The 18448-nt window shown below is 42.1% G+C and carries 22 protein-coding genes and 2 pseudogenes; 18 read left to right on the top strand and 6 right to left on the bottom strand.

The features are described 5' to 3' along the window. Positions 1–198: 198 nt before the first annotated feature. Together ACFIKI_RS01300 and ACFIKI_RS01295 are read left to right on the top strand one after the other, a co-directional pair. A complete protein-coding gene (locus ACFIKI_RS01300; protein WP_375665312.1) occupies positions 199–954 on the top strand; it encodes an antA/AntB antirepressor family protein in 756 nt (251 codons plus the stop codon). Next, positions 951–1229 carry a hypothetical protein gene (locus ACFIKI_RS01295; protein WP_375665311.1) on the top strand — a complete coding sequence of 93 codons (279 nt, stop codon included), beginning with the start codon at positions 951–953 and terminating at the stop codon, positions 1227–1229. The genes ACFIKI_RS01300 and ACFIKI_RS01295 overlap by 4 nt, the downstream gene beginning before the upstream one ends. 43 nt (positions 1230–1272) lie before the next feature. Here the strand turns inward: ACFIKI_RS01295 and ACFIKI_RS01290 are convergent, their stop codons facing one another. Both ACFIKI_RS01290 and ACFIKI_RS01285 read right to left on the bottom strand, forming a co-directional pair. Continuing rightward, complete coding sequence (locus tag ACFIKI_RS01290; RefSeq protein WP_375665310.1) at positions 1273–1569, bottom strand: HigA family addiction module antitoxin; 297 nt, start codon at positions 1567–1569, stop codon at positions 1273–1275. Positions 1570–1585: 16 nt separating this feature from the next. After that, on the bottom strand, positions 1586–1900 hold the full coding sequence (locus ACFIKI_RS01285) for a type II toxin-antitoxin system RelE/ParE family toxin (protein ID WP_375665309.1): 315 nt from the start codon (positions 1898–1900) through the stop codon (positions 1586–1588). A gap of 52 nt (positions 1901–1952) precedes the next feature. Here ACFIKI_RS01285 and ACFIKI_RS01280 point away from each other — a divergent pair, with 52 nt between their 5' ends. From ACFIKI_RS01280 to ACFIKI_RS01250, 7 genes are read left to right on the top strand one after another with little or no spacing between them, the layout of a single operon-like run. Then, entirely contained in the window at positions 1953–2492 is a 540-nt protein-coding gene (locus ACFIKI_RS01280; protein WP_375665308.1) for a hypothetical protein, read from the top strand. After that, positions 2476–3165: a phage baseplate assembly protein V gene (locus ACFIKI_RS01275; protein ID WP_375665307.1), complete on the top strand. Its 690-nt coding sequence runs from the start codon at positions 2476–2478 to the stop codon at positions 3163–3165. The genes ACFIKI_RS01280 and ACFIKI_RS01275 overlap by 17 nt, the downstream gene beginning before the upstream one ends. Next, complete coding sequence (locus ACFIKI_RS01270; protein WP_273791723.1) at positions 3162–3503, top strand: GPW/gp25 family protein; 342 nt, start codon at positions 3162–3164, stop codon at positions 3501–3503. Before ACFIKI_RS01275 ends, ACFIKI_RS01270 begins: the two co-directional genes overlap by 4 nt. Continuing rightward, positions 3500–4327, top strand: a complete 828-nt coding sequence (locus ACFIKI_RS01265) for a baseplate J/gp47 family protein (RefSeq protein ID WP_375665305.1) — start codon at positions 3500–3502, stop codon at positions 4325–4327. The genes ACFIKI_RS01270 and ACFIKI_RS01265 overlap by 4 nt, the downstream gene beginning before the upstream one ends. Then, entirely contained in the window at positions 4327–5433 is a 1107-nt protein-coding gene (locus ACFIKI_RS01260) for a phage tail protein (protein ID WP_375665304.1), read from the top strand. Before ACFIKI_RS01265 ends, ACFIKI_RS01260 begins: the two co-directional genes overlap by 1 nt. A gap of 1 nt (position 5434) precedes the next feature. Then, a complete protein-coding gene (locus ACFIKI_RS01255) occupies positions 5435–8578 on the top strand; it encodes a DUF4815 domain-containing protein (protein ID WP_375665303.1) in 3144 nt (1047 codons plus the stop codon). A gap of 14 nt (positions 8579–8592) precedes the next feature. Further along, on the top strand, positions 8593–9978 hold the full coding sequence (locus ACFIKI_RS01250) for a Bgr_08870 family protein (RefSeq protein ID WP_375665302.1): 1386 nt from the start codon (positions 8593–8595) through the stop codon (positions 9976–9978). A 343-nt stretch (positions 9979–10321) separates the two neighbouring features. On the opposite strand, the gene ACFIKI_RS01245 is transcribed toward ACFIKI_RS01250, so the two are convergent. Continuing rightward, the gene (locus ACFIKI_RS01245; RefSeq protein WP_375665301.1) at positions 10322–10501 is read right to left on the bottom strand and encodes a hypothetical protein; all 180 of its coding nucleotides are present in this window, start codon (positions 10499–10501) and stop codon (positions 10322–10324) included. A 119-nt stretch (positions 10502–10620) separates the two neighbouring features. Between ACFIKI_RS01245 and ACFIKI_RS01240 the strand changes: the two genes are divergently transcribed. Both ACFIKI_RS01240 and ACFIKI_RS01235 read left to right on the top strand, forming a co-directional pair. Beyond that, on the top strand, positions 10621–10896 hold the full coding sequence (locus ACFIKI_RS01240) for a type II toxin-antitoxin system RelE/ParE family toxin (RefSeq protein ID WP_273791641.1): 276 nt from the start codon (positions 10621–10623) through the stop codon (positions 10894–10896). A 30-nt stretch (positions 10897–10926) separates the two neighbouring features. After that, positions 10927–11253: a HigA family addiction module antitoxin gene (locus ACFIKI_RS01235; RefSeq protein WP_273791640.1), complete on the top strand. Its 327-nt coding sequence runs from the start codon at positions 10927–10929 to the stop codon at positions 11251–11253. Between the two features lie 46 nt (positions 11254–11299). On the opposite strand, the gene ACFIKI_RS01230 is transcribed toward ACFIKI_RS01235, so the two are convergent. Continuing rightward, positions 11300–11821: a Rha family transcriptional regulator gene (locus ACFIKI_RS01230; protein ID WP_375646757.1), complete on the bottom strand. Its 522-nt coding sequence runs from the start codon at positions 11819–11821 to the stop codon at positions 11300–11302. 472 nt (positions 11822–12293) lie between these two features. Between ACFIKI_RS01230 and ACFIKI_RS01225 the strand changes: the two genes are divergently transcribed. The 7 genes and pseudogenes from ACFIKI_RS01225 to ACFIKI_RS01195 all read left to right on the top strand — a co-directional run. Continuing rightward, positions 12294–13505 carry a phage tail sheath subtilisin-like domain-containing protein gene (locus ACFIKI_RS01225; RefSeq protein WP_375665300.1) on the top strand — a complete coding sequence of 404 codons (1212 nt, stop codon included), beginning with the start codon at positions 12294–12296 and terminating at the stop codon, positions 13503–13505. Beyond that, a complete protein-coding gene (locus tag ACFIKI_RS01220; RefSeq protein ID WP_375659760.1) occupies positions 13505–14011 on the top strand; it encodes a phage major tail tube protein in 507 nt (168 codons plus the stop codon). Before ACFIKI_RS01225 ends, ACFIKI_RS01220 begins: the two co-directional genes overlap by 1 nt. Before the next feature lies 1 nt (position 14012). Then, positions 14013–14300, top strand: coding sequence for a phage tail assembly protein (locus tag ACFIKI_RS01215; RefSeq protein ID WP_375665299.1), 288 nt, complete (start codon positions 14013–14015; stop codon positions 14298–14300). Between the two features lie 38 nt (positions 14301–14338). Next, the gene (locus ACFIKI_RS01210) at positions 14339–14410 is read left to right on the top strand and encodes a GpE family phage tail protein (protein WP_081486138.1); all 72 of its coding nucleotides are present in this window, start codon (positions 14339–14341) and stop codon (positions 14408–14410) included. Then, a pseudogene (locus tag ACFIKI_RS01205) lies at positions 14407–16423 on the top strand (phage tail tape measure protein); the annotation flags it as partial. The gene ACFIKI_RS01210 and the pseudogene ACFIKI_RS01205, both read left to right, overlap by 4 nt. Continuing rightward, positions 16424–16741, top strand: a complete 318-nt coding sequence (locus ACFIKI_RS01200; RefSeq protein WP_375665337.1) for a phage tail protein — start codon at positions 16424–16426, stop codon at positions 16739–16741. Between the two features lie 14 nt (positions 16742–16755). Beyond that, positions 16756–17619, top strand: a pseudogene (locus tag ACFIKI_RS01195) (late control protein); the annotation flags it as partial. Positions 17620–17691: 72 nt separating this feature from the next. Here the strand turns inward: ACFIKI_RS01195 and ACFIKI_RS01190 are convergent. Both ACFIKI_RS01190 and ACFIKI_RS01185 read right to left on the bottom strand, forming a co-directional pair. Continuing rightward, the gene (locus tag ACFIKI_RS01190; RefSeq protein ID WP_375665297.1) at positions 17692–18012 is read right to left on the bottom strand and encodes an addiction module antidote protein; all 321 of its coding nucleotides are present in this window, start codon (positions 18010–18012) and stop codon (positions 17692–17694) included. Beyond that, the gene (locus ACFIKI_RS01185; protein WP_212113015.1) at positions 17999–18301 is read right to left on the bottom strand and encodes a type II toxin-antitoxin system RelE/ParE family toxin; all 303 of its coding nucleotides are present in this window, start codon (positions 18299–18301) and stop codon (positions 17999–18001) included. The genes ACFIKI_RS01190 and ACFIKI_RS01185 overlap by 14 nt, the downstream gene beginning before the upstream one ends. Positions 18302–18448 lie beyond the last annotated feature (147 nt).

The following is an 18448-nucleotide window of genomic DNA, read 5'->3' as shown; positions in this document are numbered from 1 at the left end:
CGAAATAATCAGTCTTCTATACATTAAAGACTTTGACTCATTATATGCTACATGCGTATAATAATATTGTCGGGTGTGGTTACGCTATACAATACCCTTGCGGGGAAAGTGTAACGACGGACTTATGGCCGTGTTTTTGAGCACCCGGCACTCTTCTTAGAGTGTCAATCAAAAACATCTAACCATAAGGAATTCATTATGAATACTCTTATAGAAATTAGAGAACAGGTTATCGATCAGGAAACTGTTCAAACTGTTAACGCTCGTGATTTGCATGCGTTTTTAGAAGTAGGTAAAGATTTCTCTACTTGGATTAAATATCGCATCAACAAATATAATTTATTAGAAAATCAGGATTATTTAGTTTTCACCAATTTTGGGGAAAACCTCCAAGGTGGTCGTCCCTCTAAAGATTATCATCTAACTTTAAGTGTAGCAAAAGAGCTTTCTATGCTTGAGAATAATAAGAAAGGTAGAGAAGCTCGTTTATACTTTATCAAATGTGAACGGCTTTTGAAACAAGTAGCAACACCGCAGATAGCTGCATCACAAGTTGACTACTCTAAACCCGAGGCATTACTTGGTGTCTTGAACCATTTACAAAGTCAAATTGAGCAGAAAGATCATGTTATTGCAGAATTAGCACCAAAAGCAGAGGCACTTGAGGGTCTAAAACGTTCTGATGGTCTGTTTGGTCTTATTGAAGCAGCAAAGATGTTGGAGGTACGACCAAAGGATTTAACGGATTACTTGCGTAAACATGATTGGGTCTATCGACGGGCTCCAGGAACTCCCTTGTTACCTTATCAAGACAAAATTAAGAAAGGTTTCATGGATTGCCCTGCGATCACCATTCAAAGACCAGATGGTACAGAGAAGGTGCTCCCTTCAACGAAAATCACATCGAGAGGATTGGCATGTTTGAGAGAACAAATTCATGGAGGTGTACAATGAAGATAGATACCAACTTCTTATGTGACTTATGGATGGCATTATCTCGATTTTCTAGACATGAAAATATGAGCGATAAAGATTGTACTGCTCTGGTTGACACTATGAGTGTAATAGAAAAAGCTTTGATTTCAAAACTTCAAAATGAGGTTCCAAATATTACGAAGATTTTAGCAATTCTAACAGATTTTGGTGATTCAGAGTTACCGCATAGCATGGATTCTTTGTTACGCGCTTATGAACCAAATTTCGAGAGCCCCATTAAAAAGGTTGCTTAAGTAAAAAATATGCCCCTTTCCCACTTCAAAGGTGGGGAGGTGGTTAAATTGTACATTCAAATTTATTAATTTTGGCAAATTCATCTGCTTTTTCTGCTTGTAAAATATAAACATCATAAGCAGCTTGCATATTAAGCCAGAACTCAGCTGTAGTATCAAAAAAAGAAGCCAGTCTGAGAGCGGTATCAGGAGTTATTGGGCTATTTTCCGCAACAATACGTTCTATCCTCGTGCGTGGAACATTCAATGCTTTTGCAAGAGCATAAGCAGACAGAGCATATTCTTTTAAATATTCCTCTCGTAAAATTTCTCCGGGATGAATCGCTATATAATTTTTCATCTCGACCTCCTACAGATCAATGATAATCTATGATTTCAACTTCATAAGCGCCATTAGAGCGCCATTCAAAACAAATACGAAACTGGTCATTAATACGGATAGAATATTGACCTTTACGCTCTCCTTTCAATGCTTCTAGACGATTTCCGGGAGGACTACGCAAATCTTTAAGATCAACTGCTTTATCGAGCATAAACAATTTTCTTTGGGCTATACGCACTAGAGTGGTGGGAAAGCCTCTGGACGGATTGCCTTCTAAAAGATCTTTACACCGCTTATCAGCAAAAGATTCAATCACCAAATCACCTTTATTCGTTCTTTTATGTATCATAACACGATACCAATATAAAGAAAAGAATAAATGTTAACTAACAGGAACACTCATGCATCCGAGAAAAACAATAAGGGAAAGCTTTGTTGCTTTGATAAAGGCAGCAAAGACGGCAGCTGGTGACAATGTTTTCAATATGCGTGACTTCAATTTATTTATTGAAGCAATGCCAGCTATTAATATCTCAACGCAAAGTGAAACAATTGAAGATGGACATGATTTTGGCTTAAGGCGGCGTGTTTTAACGCTAGATGTTGAATGTTATGCGACATGTGAAGATGGAGCACGTTTTGTTGACCAATTAGCATGGGAAGTTGAGGAGGTTTTCTACGCTAATCCCAATCTCAACAACAGCGTTGAAACATGCCGCCTGCAAAATATTGCTTTTGCCTTTGGCGATAATGGCGCCTTAGCGCTCCATGGTGCAATTTTAACCTTTGACGTAACTTACGTCACCAATATCCCCTGCCCTTATGAAGGAAATGCAACCGAAAGAGTTGTTGAACCCCTTGTCGGTTTTAAACCAGAAACAGGCGTGAGAAATAAAGATAAATACCATAAAATTGAAGGTGGACATGTTAGAGCGACGTGATAAAGAAATCACAGATCTAAAGAGACGTGTGGCCAATATGGTTGTGGTGGGAAAAATTAGCCATGTCGACCATAAAAACGCACGCTATCGGGTAAAAAGTGGCAATCTTGTCAGTGACTGGATTCCAGATACCCAAGCCCGCGCCGGTAAAACACGCTCGTATGAAGGGCGTGATATCGGAGAGCAAGTGATTGTTATCTCGTCATCAGGGGATTTATCACAAGGGGTGATTGTTGGTTCACTTCATACCGATGCTAATCAAGCAGCCGATAAAGGCAGCATTCACCGAACGATATACCCCGATGGAACCAGCCTTGAATATGATGATGAACAAAATACTTATGGAATTCATATCAAATCAGGTGGAAAATTTCTTCTCACGATTGCTGATGGTGTGTCACTAAAAGGTGATGGTGGCAAGCTAGAGCTTACCGCACCGGAAGGCATAAAGATTGTTTCAGAAAGCGATATAAATTTAAACGCAAAAGGCAACATCTCTTTGAAGGCGGGTGGTGGCGTTTCACTGAATTCGAATGATAGTCTCTCTCTTCATTCTGGGAATAATGTTTCCATTCATTCAAGTGGACTAAAGCATAACGGCACCAATGTAGGAGCAACACATGTTCATGGTGGTGTTTATTCTGGTGGCGCGATGACAGGAGGTCCCAATTGAACAGTGGAATGGACCGCACAACGGGAAAGCCATTAACCGGCATTGATCATTTACGCCAATCAATTCTTGATATTTTGTCAACACGGATTGGTTCGCGTGTAATGCGGCGTGATTATGGTTCACGTGTTGCAGAACTCATTGATGCACCGGTTAATAATGCTTTTGCTGTTGCTCTTTATGCTGCTGTTGCTGAGGCTTTAGACAAGTGGGAACCGCGTTTTAAATTGAAAAAAATCGATTTTAAATGGAGTGAAAATGGACACGTTTCTTTATCCTTTGAAGGCATTTATTTGCCATCCGGCAAGCCCATTACCATGGAAGGATTATTGATAAAATGAATGGAGTGCTTGCAAAACCCGAAATCATCACAGAACTTTCTTTTGAAGAAATCCGCGCTGCTGCTCTTGCCCATTTAAAAGAGCTTTTGCCTGAATATACCATTCTTGAAAGTGATCCGGCTGTAAAAGTCATAGAGGCTTTTAGCTATCGAGAGTTGCTGTTAAGACAGCGTATTAACGAAGCGGCACGCAACAACATTCTTGATTTTGCAACCGGTGAATCTCTTGATGCTTTGGGAAACTGGCATGGTCTTGCCCGCATGGAGGGTGAAAGTGACGAGAGATATCGTGAACGCATACAGCTTCATGCCCGTGGAGGAAACGGAAGTGGAACAGAACCCTATTACAAGCTTATCGCCTTAACAGCCGATAGTCGAGTGAAGGATGCGATTATCTATCGTAAAGGCAAAGACCCAACCATCTATGTTGCTCTTTTTGGCAACAATGAAGAAGGAACGGCATCTGAAGATCTCATACAAACAGTTTCAGAAGCTCTTCACAAAAAAAATATCATCATGACCAATGATACAATCATTGTTCACGCTGCTGTTAAAAAAGTGCTGGATTTAGAAGCAGATGTTTGGCTGTTACCAGAAACATCTTTGAAAATTCTCACAACAATGGAAACAAATTTACGCACGGCTTGGAAACAAGAACAAGCCATTGGTCGTGAATTAAGTTTGTCGTGGTGGATTTCAAAACTAATGATTGCTGGTGTCCAGAAAGTGATTGCCATTACCCCAACACAAGACAGTATGGTTTGTGATGAAGAAATTTTATCGATTGGAAAAATCACCTTAAACTTCAAAGGGCGTGCGCGCTAATGGTTGGTTCCCTCCTTCCCACAAACGCGACGGAATTTGAAAAGCGCCTTGCTGATGCTTGCGATTTTCATCAAGATATTGATGGTTCTGTTTTGGGGATTTCACGCGCAAAACTGATCACACGCCCTCCCCGTTTCTTGCCGTGGTTGATTGAAGAATACGGGCTTGGTGAACTGACACCTTATGTTCCAAATCTCTATGATTTGATTGATCAAGGGCTTCAATGGCAGAGGATACGTGGCTCCCTTGCGGCAATAGAGATGGGGCTTGAATGGCTAGAGATTACAGCACGCTTTCAACCCGCCTGGACGGGGCGCGCATGGTGGAACTCCTTTCAACTTGATTTTGATCAGTTGCCTGAACGAACACAGCTTGAAGCCATTGAAGCGATTACAGATCTCTCCAAAAGTTTGCGCTCCGATTTTCGTCGTGGTGTTGCGGGGTATGATGTGCAAGCTGTTGAATGCAATATGTCACGCCTTGATGACAGCATGTTGGAGTATGAAAGCGGTGTTCGCTTAACAGCTGGGGGCACTTTGTTTTCCTTTGGGCGCACAACAGAGATCAATCACACGCTCACAAGAGAAGAAGGCAGGCTTATTGGTAATTGGATAGATGACTTTGACGAGGAGTTAAGCTGGAACCAAATTGATTATCCTTGGGATTTGGCAAATTTTCCGTGGTGTTCGGTCAAAAAACATGAACGCGATATGCTTATGGCAGAATGGTTTCATGGTCGCACGCTTTATCTCGTGTTAAGAGACAGCCAAAATAGCGTGATTGGGTATCGCAGATGCTATGCTGTAGCGCCTGTCGAACAGGCTTTGGATGGTGTTTATAACCATTCAAGCGGCAGATTCCAGCCCTCCCCGATGGGCACGGCGCTTCTTGTTGCAGCCCGCACAGATTTTCACGATGTTGATGGCAAACAAGCAGCATTTGTTTCTATTCTCGTTCACGGCATTCCCAAACAAGATATCCCCCTTGGAAAGCTTTGGTGTGACGTCAATGAACTGAATGGTGGTGTCGAGATACTCAAAACACCCATCAATATTCCTTTGCGTGCCGATGTTCGCGAACAATTCAAGATTTTATTGAGGTTTTAATATGAAGCATGAAAGTGGTTTACCCTTTGCAATTGACAGATCTCGCGGCAAAGAGGAACAACAAAGCGTGGTGTTTTATGGCACGCGTCCCTTTATTCAAAGTGGTGAACTCAATGAGGTTCAAACCATTATAAGGGGACGGCATGACCGATTGGGGCGCCTTGTTGCAAAAGAAGGAGACCGCGTTGAACGGGCTGATGCTTTTGTCAACAAAGAGACAAAGACCGTCACTTTAACGGATGGCAAGATTTATATCGCAGGCGATATTTTCCCCGTTGCACCAGCTGTACTCAACAATGTTGCTATGATTGGGCGCTTGGAAATTGGTGTGAAGCTGCAAAAAAAATGGATAACACACGAAGATGATCCAGAGCTGTTGGGGCAAGTCCCTGGCACCTTAGCAGAAGGAGAGCCTGGAGCGGCACGCGAAACAGCAAAGCTTGTTTGGGCACTAAAAGAGGATGCGCAGAATGGCACTTTCTTTCCGGTTTATATTTTACAAGATGGCGTTTTGATTGATCAAAAATCGCCCTCACTCCTTGAACCCGACATGCAAGCTATTGCGACGTACGACCGCGCCCATGGACATTATATCGTGAGTGGTTGCCGTGTGAGCGCATTGGGAGCCAATAACGGTTGCCAAGTCTTTAGTATTCAAGAAGGAGAAGCCAATATCAATGGCTTTAAACGCAAACGCTTAGCGGCTTTGCGTCATGAAGAACTCGAGGACTTTTCGACAAGCGTTGTTCCTAGCGAAACGCATATTTTTGCGCCCCCAAAAGGGAAAACCAGTTTCACCTTTAAACCCTATTATTTTCCTATTGCCGATATTCAGTCTCTTTTGTTGACAAAAGAAAAAACCGTTAACGTCACCCGTGGTGCCGTTGCCGCTGGGCGTGATGGTGTTCCTGATAAAAGCATCACCGCGTTTATTAAAGTCGTTCAAGGAAGCAAGGAATTTAAAGAAGGCATAGATTTTAAAAAAACCGGAGACACCATTGATTGGGCACCCGTGGGAGACGAACCTTTAGCGGGGAGCAGCTATAAGGTGACTTACCGCTATCGTGCAAAAATCACCGCTGATAAAGTAACAGCACAGGAAATCACTGTCTCAGGTGGGGCGCAAGGTGGTGATATTATCGTCAGTTACACTTACAAACTCCCCCGCATTGACCGCATAGGACTGAACACACAAGGCAATGTCGTATATATCAAAGGAGTTTCATCAGATCACCCCATGGCACCAAATGTCCCTGATGATGTGTTGTCCCTTGCAACCATTACCAACAATTGGCTTGAAACGCCGGTTGTGGTCAATGATGGCACACGGGTTGCCCCCTATGATGAAATGTGGCGCTATTTTCAACGAGTGCTTTCGCTTGATCGATTGATGCAATTAGAGCGTATTAAAAGCAATGTTGACTCTAAAGAACCTGTTGCCAAAAAGGGCATGTTTGCAGACCCTTTTCTTGATGATAGTTACAGAGATGAAGGCTTTCAACAAACAGGTGCTGTAGGCAACGGCATTTTACAGCTCGCCATTGACCCAACCTTTTACACCGCTAATCTTACAGCGCCTGTCACCCTTGACTGGACAAATGAAGTGATCATTGCGCAAGAGTTGACAACGGCTTGCGAAAAAATCAATCCTTATCAAAATTTTGCGACCTTACCTGGTACAGTAACCCTTGAACCCGCAACAGACTTCTGGCATGAACAGCGCACCGATTGGCTCTCGGGTATCACCAATCAAATCATTATGGGAAAACATCGCGGCAGAACTATCCGTAACACAGAAGTGCGTGATGACTTGGTCAATGCACATCAAGAACAAACCGACTTTTTAAGACAAATTACCCTTCACTTTAAAATTGAAGGCTTTGGCAAGTTAGAACAATTAGAAAGCCTCATCTTTGATGGTGTGAATGTTTTACCAAAAACAAAGCTTGTTGCCGATAGCAAAGGAACCCTTGAAGGCACTTTTACGATTCCACAAAATATTACGGCTGGCACAAAAAATGTTGTGGCACGGGGAAAAGGTGGAACCATTGCAACGGGTCTTTTTACAGGGCAAGGTCTGATTGATGTGAAAGTGATGCGACGCACCACAACAGTGAAGATCTGGACGCAATTTGACCCACAAGCGCAAGTCTTTACCCCCGATGAAACACGGCAAATCACCGGAATTGACTTTCATCTTTGCAAAATCGGCAATGAGAACCATGATCTGGTGATTGATTTGGTCACCACTGAAAACGGCTATCCGACCGCCGATATTCAAGCGCAAAGCTTTTATTCTATGAAGGGCGCAAAGCTAGGTTGGGCAGAAGCACGCTATGATGTCCCCTTGTTAGTCCCTAATGACCGTCTCACTGCTTTTGTCATTAAAACCGATGATGCTGATCATGCCGTCTCACTAGCAAAGCTTGGAGATTTTGATGTAAACAGTCAAAGATTTGTCTCAAGTCACCCTTACGTGACCGGACCACGCTTTTCTTCTGTCAATGCTAGGAGCTGGACAGCCCATCAAGATGAGGCTTTAGCCTTTCGAGTGCTGGTGGCACGCTATAGGCAAACAGAAAAGATTGTCGATTTAGGCACCTTTGACCTTGTGGCCTGCTCTGATTTGCAAGTACGCGCAGCCATTGAATTGCCTTCAAGCGATTGTTCTGTCATCTTTGAAATTGAGAGAAACAATGGCACAATTTATCAACTCCTGCCCTTTCAATTGCTAAGCCTTACTGAATATATCAGTGAAAAGGTAAAGCTTCGCGCTATTCTCAAAGGAACAGAGAAACTCTCACCCGTCTTGTTTGCTCCTGTTCAATTGATTGCGGGAAAGATCCATAAGGAAGCTACCTATGTCACCCGTGCTTTTGCCTTTGGTGAAAAAGCAAGATTGACCAGCTATATCAAAACCTTTTTACCAGGTGGTGCAACCTTTTCACTGGAGATGCAACTGGATGATGGTGCTTTCACCCCTTTGAAACTTGACGAAACAGAGCAGTTATCCGAGCCCCTTTGGACAGAACGAAAATTTGTGAGCAGTGACAAAGGCGCCAAACAAGCGCGCCTCAAACTCACGCTTACTGGTGGACCAGCAGCGCGGTCCATGGTGAGTGATTTTGGCGCTGGCATATTGTGATGGGGAGAACAGAGATGACAAAAACCAAAAAACTCGACATGGAATTGCCTAAAGAGGGGCGTTTTATCAGTTCTGAATTCCCAATCTTGCGCGAAAACTTGACAAAAATTGATCAGGCTCTTTTGGTTGTTGAGGACAAGGTAGACGAAAAAGCGCCTTCAAAACACACGCACACCATAAGCGAAATCACAAATCTAGAAAGCGCTCTCAATGGCAAAATGGCAGCCGATAAAACCTTCTCATTTGCTGATTTAAGCGATATCGAGGGTGCACACGATGCTGCCAACAATTATGTTCTCTATAAATCAAGCAACAATAACTTCACCTTTGGGAGTGCTGTCTCACTGTTAGGCGCACATCAACATAAAACCGAAGATATTGTGGGGCTTGATGATTTTAGAGCCAAGATCAACGAAGATCTCACAAGTTATGGTCGCTTAGCCAGCCCAAATGAATGGCAAAGTTATAATAAATTTACCAGCAAAGTCACCATGAGTAGTGATTTGGAACTGTTAGGCAATTCGTCGTTTAGCCTCATCCACAATGGTGAAATGGTTACCAGTTTAAGCACAAGCGAAAGCTTTCTTAAAGGACCTTTAAAAGTCGATGGAGATCTTGTTTATACCAAATCACAAGTGGATGCAGCCATCTTGGCACAGATAAAGAGTCTTAAAAAAGATTTGACCGATAAAATCACGAATTGGCCGGCTCTTGCTGATGCTGAATTACTGTATACGCAAGATGGAAAAATTCAATGGCCAGACTGGGTAACGGATAAAACCAAAGTCGAAATCCAAGCATGGGGTGGCGGCGGCAGTGGTGGGGGTGGTTATTCTTTTTACTTAGGAGGTGGTGGCGGCGGTGGCGGTTGTACGGTATGGTATGGTTATAAAGCGAGTTTGAAGGGTCATGAGAATATCATAATTGGTAAAGGAGGAGATTCTGTTTCTGGGTGGAATGTAAAAGGTAAGTTTGGAGGAACAACAACCGTTGGCAAAAATTTTATTACGGCGACAGGAGGACTTGGTGGTGGTGGTACTTACTCTTCTAGCACTCACACGGGATATGGTAAAGATAATACTTCCTACTATTCAGGCTCTGGCGGTGCTGGAGGTACAGGTGGAAACTTTGGTTTAGCAACAGACGAACATCTAGGGCTTGCCAAAGGCGGAAATGGTTATGCTGGAACGAGTGGAATTACGAGCAAAACAAGCGGTAATGGAGGCGATGCTGGAGGTGATACATCACGTGGTGGCTCTGGAGGAATCGGCAAAGGTTCCTATAGTTCGGGAAAAGCAGGGCGTGGTTTTGGGGGCGGAGGGGCTGGTGCTCATGCTGATTCTTCTCCAAGTGGTGCTGGAGCAGATGGTGCTGTCCTCATAAGATTATGGAAAGAATAAATGGATGCACAAGTAACCAAGATATGACAGAAGTCAAATGGATAGCTGTTCTATAAGCAGGTTTATATGTTTTTAAGTCCTTTTATCGCTCTTTAAAAGCCCTTTGAAAGGGCTTTTTTTGACTGACAGTGTCAGGCTTATGGAGCATGATGATGGTTGTTATAGTCTCTTCATTGATTTGGAGAGCAAGATGACAATAGAATTTAAACTTCGTATTTTCTTTATTAAGAACAGCAAGGGATCTGAGTTTTTAGCAATATTTGATCAGACAGCCGTTGGTATGTTTGTAAAATCCTTGATGTTAACGTGCAAATTTATCCCCTCCATGCACCTATTCTTCTCTTTACGCATGAGGTGGAGAAACAGGATAGTGTTCTGTTTCATAAGCTTCAATTAACAAAACAAGAGTTTTCATTCTATCAAATTCTGGAGTATTCTCTTTAGGCTGCTTATCAAACATTGCAGACACAATTTCTAAAGCTTCTTGGTACTCCCTCTCAGCACGAATTGGTTTGATATTCATTTCTTAAATTCTTGTAGTTCCACAGTGTTGGCATCAATCATATTAAATTGTAACATTTTTGTTGACACGTGTCACTTAATACATTACATCTTATTTAAAATAAAGTTGTTGAGTTTGTTATGATCAAAACATTTAAAAATAAAGACCTACAATCTCTCTGGGAAACAGGAAAAAGTAAGATTGATAGCAGGCTTCAACAGCGTATTATTCGCCGTCTTGATGCCCTTGACGCTGCTTCTCAAGTTAGTGATATCAATGTACCAGGTTATAATTTTCATATGCTTAAAGGCTTTACTCCAACTCGCTACACAATTCATATCAATGGTCCTTGGTGTATCACTTTTGAATTTAAAGACAGACACGTTTACCATGTTGATCTAGAGCAATACCACTGAAGGTTTTAAGATTTGTAAAGGAAACTATCCATGACCACACGTAATCCTAATCGTTGTCCTTCTCATCCAGGAGAAATTTTAGCTGAATCCTTAGAACATTTAAATGCAAGCAAAACCGAAATTGCTAGGATTCTTCAAATATCACGCCAGCACTTGCACGGTATCCTTAAAGGAGAACGTCCAGTCACAGCCGTAACAGCAGCTCGCATTGGTAAATTGTTAGGAAATGGACCAGCCCTTTGGCTACAGCTTCAAGCCAATTATGATACATGGCATGCCTTGAGGGACATTGATGTCTCTTCTATTCCAACATTAACAGCTAATAAAGTGGATATACAAATGGAACAGAGCCATTAACTACCTCCCCGCCTCAAAGACGAGGAGATAAAATCATGTTTTTAACTTAAGCTACTTTTACAACAGGGCTTACTAAAACTCGCTTGGCTTCTTCAACAAGCGTTTTATAATGTTTGCTCTCTTCTGCTAATGTAAAGGCTTTAACAAGATGCATGTGAAGCGGTCCATAAATATAAACAGCTTTTTCAGTAGGTCCCATTTCATCCCAGTTGCTTGGAAAATCAAAGCGTGTATCACGATCATTATCAATTAATTGGTTTTTTAAATCATAGAAAGCTTTGACGAGGGCTTTTTTGAATGCACGCACCGTATCATTGTTACGCATATAGGTCATGAGTAGAGTGGCTTGTGGTTCGTTGAGAATAGCAACTTCTCTCTTTTGACCACCTTTACCGTCTCTTTTACTCACTTGGATTTCAAATCCAAGTGAACCAAACTCTTCAAAATCTTTACGATTATTGCGTACTAACTGTATAACTGTTTTATGCGTATTCCCCACACCCTCAGCAATTTTCAAAGAGGTTGTGACAGCAATACCAGCACTGTTGATTGTTACTAAATTGTTCATGATGAACTCCTAATGGTTTTAATGTCTCTATTGACACCCCCAAGGTGCCGGGCGTTAGAAACACGGCCATTAGTCCGTCGCTATGCCTTCCCCTCGTGAGAAGGTATTGTATAGCATAGCTACACCCGACAAAATCGTTATATGCCAATAATAGCATAAAAGACAATCAGTATTTTAAATGCATGGGAGAGATCTTACGTGACCTATCCGCTAATGGTTTAGTGTTTCTAGCACTTGTGATTCGAATAACATGAGAGTTTATTAGTGTCAATATGCTTTTAAAAAATTATTTCACATATTGTTGTTTTCAAAGGATCGCATTTGAAATGCTACCCTTTACTATTCACTCGCATTTGAAATGCGAGTGAACCAAAATCCTTATGATTTGCTGTTTTAAAGGGTGCGATTTCAAATCCAACCCTCATTTTTTCTCATTCATTTCATTAGCCAATATTTCAAAGGAGCATAAAGTATGGCAACAGGTTTTCTACACGGTGTTGAAGTCGTTGAAGTTGACGACGGCACCCGCCCCCTTCGCGCAGTTCAATCGGCAGTTATCGGGATTGTTGGCACAGCACCCGATGCAGATGAACAAGCATTCCCTCTCAACACACCGGTTTTGGTAGCAGGCTCTCTTTCACAAGCCGCAAAACTCGATAAAACGGGGAAGCGTCAAGGGACCTTACCCAATGCCCTTGATCTTATTTTCAAGCAAGTAGGAGCAATTGTCGTTGTCGTACGCGTGAACGAGGGTGACAACGAAAATGCAACACTCACCAATATTCTGGGTGGTGTAAACGCAAATGGTGCTTATGAAGGTGTTCATGCTTTCATTGGAGCGGGGTCCATTGTAGGACAAACACCACGCATTCTGATTGCGCCAGGCTTTACACATCAACGCCCTTCCAGTGTGAATATTGAAGAAAATGGAACGGGTGCAACTGCCAACCCCGTAGCAGCAGAATTGATTGGCATTGCCGAGCGTTTGCGTGCTATTGTGGTGCTTGATGCACCAAACAGCACAGATGAAGCAGCCCTTAGCACAGCAAAAGATTTTGATTCAAAGCGCGCCATTCTTATTGATCCATTTGTAAAAGTGAATCGTAATGGCAAAATTGTAGAACAGCCGGCAAGTGCAGCAGTTGCAGGTGTCATTGCCAAAACTGATTTTACACACGGTTTTTGGCATTCCCCTTCAAACAAAGTGATCAATGGCATTGTTGGTATTGCACGCCCCATTGATTTTTCCATTGGTGATAGATCAAGCCGCGCCAACCTTCTTAACGAACAAAACATCACAACAATTATCCGCGAAAACGGTTATCGTCTTTGGGGTAATCGCACCCTCTCAAGCGATACAAAATTTGCTTTCTTATCGGTGGTACGCACCGCAGATATGATCAATGATGCCATTTTGCGCGGGCATCTATGGGCTGTCGACCGCAATATCAAAAAAACCTACATGAATGATGTCAGTGAAAGCGTCAATGCCTATTTGCGTGATTTAAAAGCACAAGGCGCCATTCTTGGTGGGCGTTGTACGCCTGATCTAGAGTTGAATACAGCAAGCGCTATTGAAGACGGCAGAGTCTATTTCAATGTTGAATTTACACCAACAACACTAGCAGAACATATCACATTCCGTTCACGCATTGTGAATGATTATTTAGAGGAGATTTTTTAATGGCTATACCTGTTTTACCAAGAGTTTTGAAATATTTTAACATTTTTGTCGACGGCATTCCCTATCAAGCAAAATGTGAAAGCGTAACATTACCGAATTTGAATTTGGTTGTTGAAAGTTATCGTGGTGGAGGCATGGATAGCTCTATTGAAGTTGACCTTGGTCTTGAAACCCTCACACTTAGCATGACCATTTCTGATTGCTCTCCAGAATTGATGGCACTGTTGGGGCGCACAGATGTCGATATCTCATTACGAAGTTCAATGCAAGCGCAAGGCACACCAGCAGAAGGTGTTGTCATTACCATGAGAGGACTATGCAAAGGCTTTGAAATGGCAGAATGGCAACCAGGCAGCAAAGCAACATCCACAACTACCTTCACATTGCAGTATTTCAAATATGTCCAGAAGGACGTTGAAATCGTTGAGATAGATGTCCTCAACTTGGTGAGAAAATTCAATGGCGTCAATCAACTCGCAGACCATAGAGAAAATATAGGATTATAAAATGACAGTACAAACAAGCATTACACATAAATTACTTGTACCTGTTACCTTTGAAGGAAAAGATCACACCGAAATTACTTTACAGCGCCCCAAAACAAAAGATGTGCAAGCAATCGACAAAAAAGAAGGCATAGAGCAAACAATCGCTATGATTGCACGCCTTTCTGGATGGGCACATGAAGCGGTTGGAGAACTCGATATTAATGACTTGTCGAGCATTGGAGAGATTTTGGAGTCTTTTATCAAGCGGCGGGACACCTCGACTGGGAAACCGCCGCTAAACTCATAGCCGATATCGCCATTGTTTTTCATTGGTCCCTTTCAAAGATGATGGAAATGGAACCGCAAGAACTCATATTCTGGCGAAATCAAGCAGCAGAAAGGTATAAGACAAAATGAGTGAAAAAGTTGCTGATGCAAAGGTAAAATTGTCTCTTGAAGACAAACTCTCCGCACCTCTCAAACATCTTCAAAAAAAATTCGATACATTGTCAAAAACACTCTCACATAGTTTGGGTATTCCGCGCTTTTCTGCTGCTGTCAAAAACATGACAAAAAGCCTTCATGGCGTTCAAAGTGCTCTTGGAGTGGCGGCAAGCCGTGCTTCGGTCTTTACTGGTGTCTTGGGGCTTGCTGGTGGTGGTCTTGTGGCAAGTGTAGCCGCCCTCACCATGAAAACCATGCATCTGGGCGATAGTCTTTATCACGCATCACACCATTTAAATATGAGTGTTGCATCACTTCAATTATGGGGTGATGCAGCCGATAATTCAGGCACTTCTGCCGAACTTTTTCAACAATCCTTAGCGGTTTTAAATAGGCGTTCGGCACAAGCCTATGCCGGACAAAAAAGAGGCATGATGGGCTTTGAAGCGCTTGGCATTTCTGTCAAAAACACTTCTGGAAAACTCAAATCCACTTCTGTCTTGTTAGAAGAAATTACCGACAAGATGAGTCAGATGAAAAATCAAGCACAAAGACAGCATATTGCCGCTCTGCTGTTTGGTGGTGATGGTAAAGAAATGGCGACCATGCTTGCACAAGGCATGGCACCCATTAAAGAGCTGTTTGCAAAGGCGCGGAAAGGAAAATGGCTGATAGGTGCCGATGTGGCACGCTATGCAGCAGATTTGAGTGACAAGCTTGGTGCCTTTAAGAAAAAAATAGGCGGTATCGCGAGCTTTATTGGCGCGCGTTTCATGCCCGTGATCAATGACATGATTGACGGTTTTTCTCGCCTGATTGATGAAAACCGCGACCTCATCCAAACAACCGTTGCGAGCTGGGCAAAAACCTTAAAAAAAGTCCTTAATGATTTGCTTAATCCTACCTCTGATTTAAGAAAAAGCATCAGTGATCTCACAGAGAGGATTAAAGGCTGGTTCCAATGGCTAGAACCTCTGATTGGTGAAATAACCCTCTTTAAGGTAGGACTTGTGGCACTTGGTTCGTTCATTTTTGGTCCACTCATTGCCGCATTAGCAGCCGTAGGAACAGCGTTTGTTAGCCTTGGTATCACAATTATGACGACACCTATCGGTTGGTTAATGGGTGGCATTGCAGCGCTCTTTGTCCTCTATCAATATTGGGACAAACTCAATGGTTGGGTAGCAGCATCTTTAGCCGCGGTTGGGGCAGTTCTTATAGCTTCACCCATTCCAGCAATAACTGCCGTTAGTTCTGCTTTTATATCGCTTGGTATCGCAATCATGACCACACCTATTGGCTGGATTATTGGTGGCATTGCAGCTCTTGTTGCTGCCGGATATCTGCTCTACAAACATTGGGATACAGTCATAAGCTTTATAAGCAAGCTATGGGATTCTTTTTACAGCTTATGTAGTAATGTTTTCAATAACCTCTTGACGTTCTTTAAAAACTTTTCACCACTGACTTGGATTTCGAAAAAAATCAATGAACTCATTGAATGGCTGTTTGGTGTCGATTTAATGGAAATAGGCTCCAATCTTATTAATGGGCTTTGGGAGGGCATCAAAAGCAAATGGGATGATCTGTATAACGGTTTTGGCAATATGATGAAGAAATTAACCAGTTGGATGCCTAATTGGGTGAAAGAAAAGTTAGGGTTTAATGTTTCAATAGACAAGACTTCAACGCAGACCATTAAAACCTTTACCGAAGAAACCAATGCACGTGCAAAAAAAAATGGTTGATACAGTAGTGGTTACAAATACCCCACCTGAAAAACGCAAGAGTGGTTTTAATACAAGTGTCGTTGAAACAGGACAAATGCAGGCAACAAATAAAGTAGGTGCTTTTAAAGCTCCAAAGCCAATTACGGTTCATAAGCCCGTTGAAGTAGACGCCCGTGTAACCATTACAAATCTAAATATTTCAGTACCAAATGGTCTCAAGGACGAAATCAGAGACGCTGTCAATCAAGCACTTGATATGTCTTATGGAGTTCCATGGGTAGAGCAAGGGCGATTGGGGAGAAAGGCTGCTCTTCAATTGCCTGCTGTTGCAAATGCGGAATTTTCTTTAGCAGGCGTGATTTATCCAGATTTCAAAGGTGGTCACAGACAGCTCGAATATTTACGACAAATAGCGCATATGGGACCTCACATTCTTGTGACTGGTCAAGGCAAAATCTTAGGTAAGTTTGTCATTCTTTCTGTAGAGGAAAAACAAAGCGTTTTTCATCATAATGGCACCCCCAAAAAACAAGAATTTACAATAAAGTTGAGAGAATATGGTGAAGAGCTATGAGTGATCTTTACGTGACAAAAGAAGGCGATATGGCTTTTGCTGCACGCCTTGCAGAAGAATATGATGCGGTAGCAAAGCCCGTTGATGGCAAACTGGTGCTCGCCAAACGGGGTGAAGGCAAAGCCATCACCGGTGAAACACTCCCCATAGTTGTTATCCATGAAAAACATTGCACCTCTTGGGATTTTAAATACAGTGCGCGTGATGAAGCAGGTGCAGCCAATGGCTTAGAAACAGATGTGGGAGACGACCAAAAAGCCGCGGCTGATGCACGAGAACCAGAAGAGATTGATGATGATGAAAACTTTATCCATATGGATAACAGTGACAGAGCATCATCATCTGAATCAGAAAAAGCAGAAAAAGAATCGGAAAAGCAAGAAGAAGACAAAGAGAAAAAAGGCGGTGTTCTCGCAACCTATCATGATTTACGCAGTGGTGAAAAAAAAGAAGTCAAAGTTGGTAATCCGCCGTTTCATGAACTCAAATACACCTACCATAACCAATCAGAGGCTGTTGCAGCCATTGCTGCTTATCGCAATAAATCATCTCGTGGGAAATCTTCTTTCTCATGTGATATCGGTGGTGATCCGTTTGTGCAAGCAGAAGCAAAGCTTGTTCAAGAGCCCCCTTTCCGCCCCTATATTCCAGCAGAATGGCGCATCAAAAGTGTTAAGCACAAACTTGATAAAACGGGTGGTTACACCACAAAAATAGAGTGCGAGCTTTTTGATGAAACCCAAGAAGACACAGCTGGAAACGTTGCAAACACCACACCAGACAAAGATGATACCCTTGATCCAAACGCCCCACAAAACGCATGCGACGAAGGTGAAGGCGTTATCCATATGGATGAAGAGGATAATGATAGGTTATAAACCAGATTTATAGCCCCATTAAAAAGGTTTCTTAAGTACCTCCCTTCCCCATCTTTAAAGGTGGGGAGGTGGTCAAGATGCTTCTTCTAAAGCTGCTTGTTCCTTACAATTATTTTGGATAGGCGTTAAGCTAATCTGCAAATTTAAAGCACTCAAAACACTGAGAAAAGTAGAAAGTCGTGGGTCGCCTTTATCACTTAAAGAACGATAAAGAGACTCTCTTGATAGCCCTGTATTTTGGGCGATTTTACTCATTCCTTGATTTTTCGCTATTATACCAAGAGCATGGGCAAGATACTTACTATCTTTGCTTTCAAGAGCATCTTCTAAAAGAATCTTTTGTGTCTCAGGTGTCTTGAAATATTCACTTGTGTCAAATTTAGTAATTTCCATGTTTCATTTCCTTTACTAATTGAAGAGCTTTTTCGATATCTTTTTGTTGCGTAGATTTATCACCCGCATTTAATAACAAAATGATTTGTTTACCTTGTTTTACAAAATAGATTCTATAGCCAGGACCATGATGTATTTTTAACTCTCCAATTCCACGGAAAAATTTTACATTTCCAAGAAATCCCGTTTCTATTCTTGCTATCCGTTTAACAATATGCGCTTGCGCAATCTCATCTTTTAAAGAATCTAGCCATTTTATAAAATGCTCTGTTTTGTATACTGTAAACATTTGTAACTTATAAGATACAATCATTACAATGTCAAATACATTCTTTTGTTCCAATGAAAAAGCGACATGAAGCTTAACCAAGCTATCTTTCCGAATGAGAAAGATGTCAATTTTTTAATCCAGCTCTGCTTTTTGCGGAGCTTTTTT

This window comes from Bartonella sp. TT121SHDZB (genome assembly GCF_042193415.1).
Classification (GTDB): Bacteria; Pseudomonadota; Alphaproteobacteria; order Rhizobiales; family Rhizobiaceae; genus Bartonella.
Note: the sequence above shows the minus strand (reverse complement) of the source record. Positions and strands in the feature narration are given on the sequence as shown.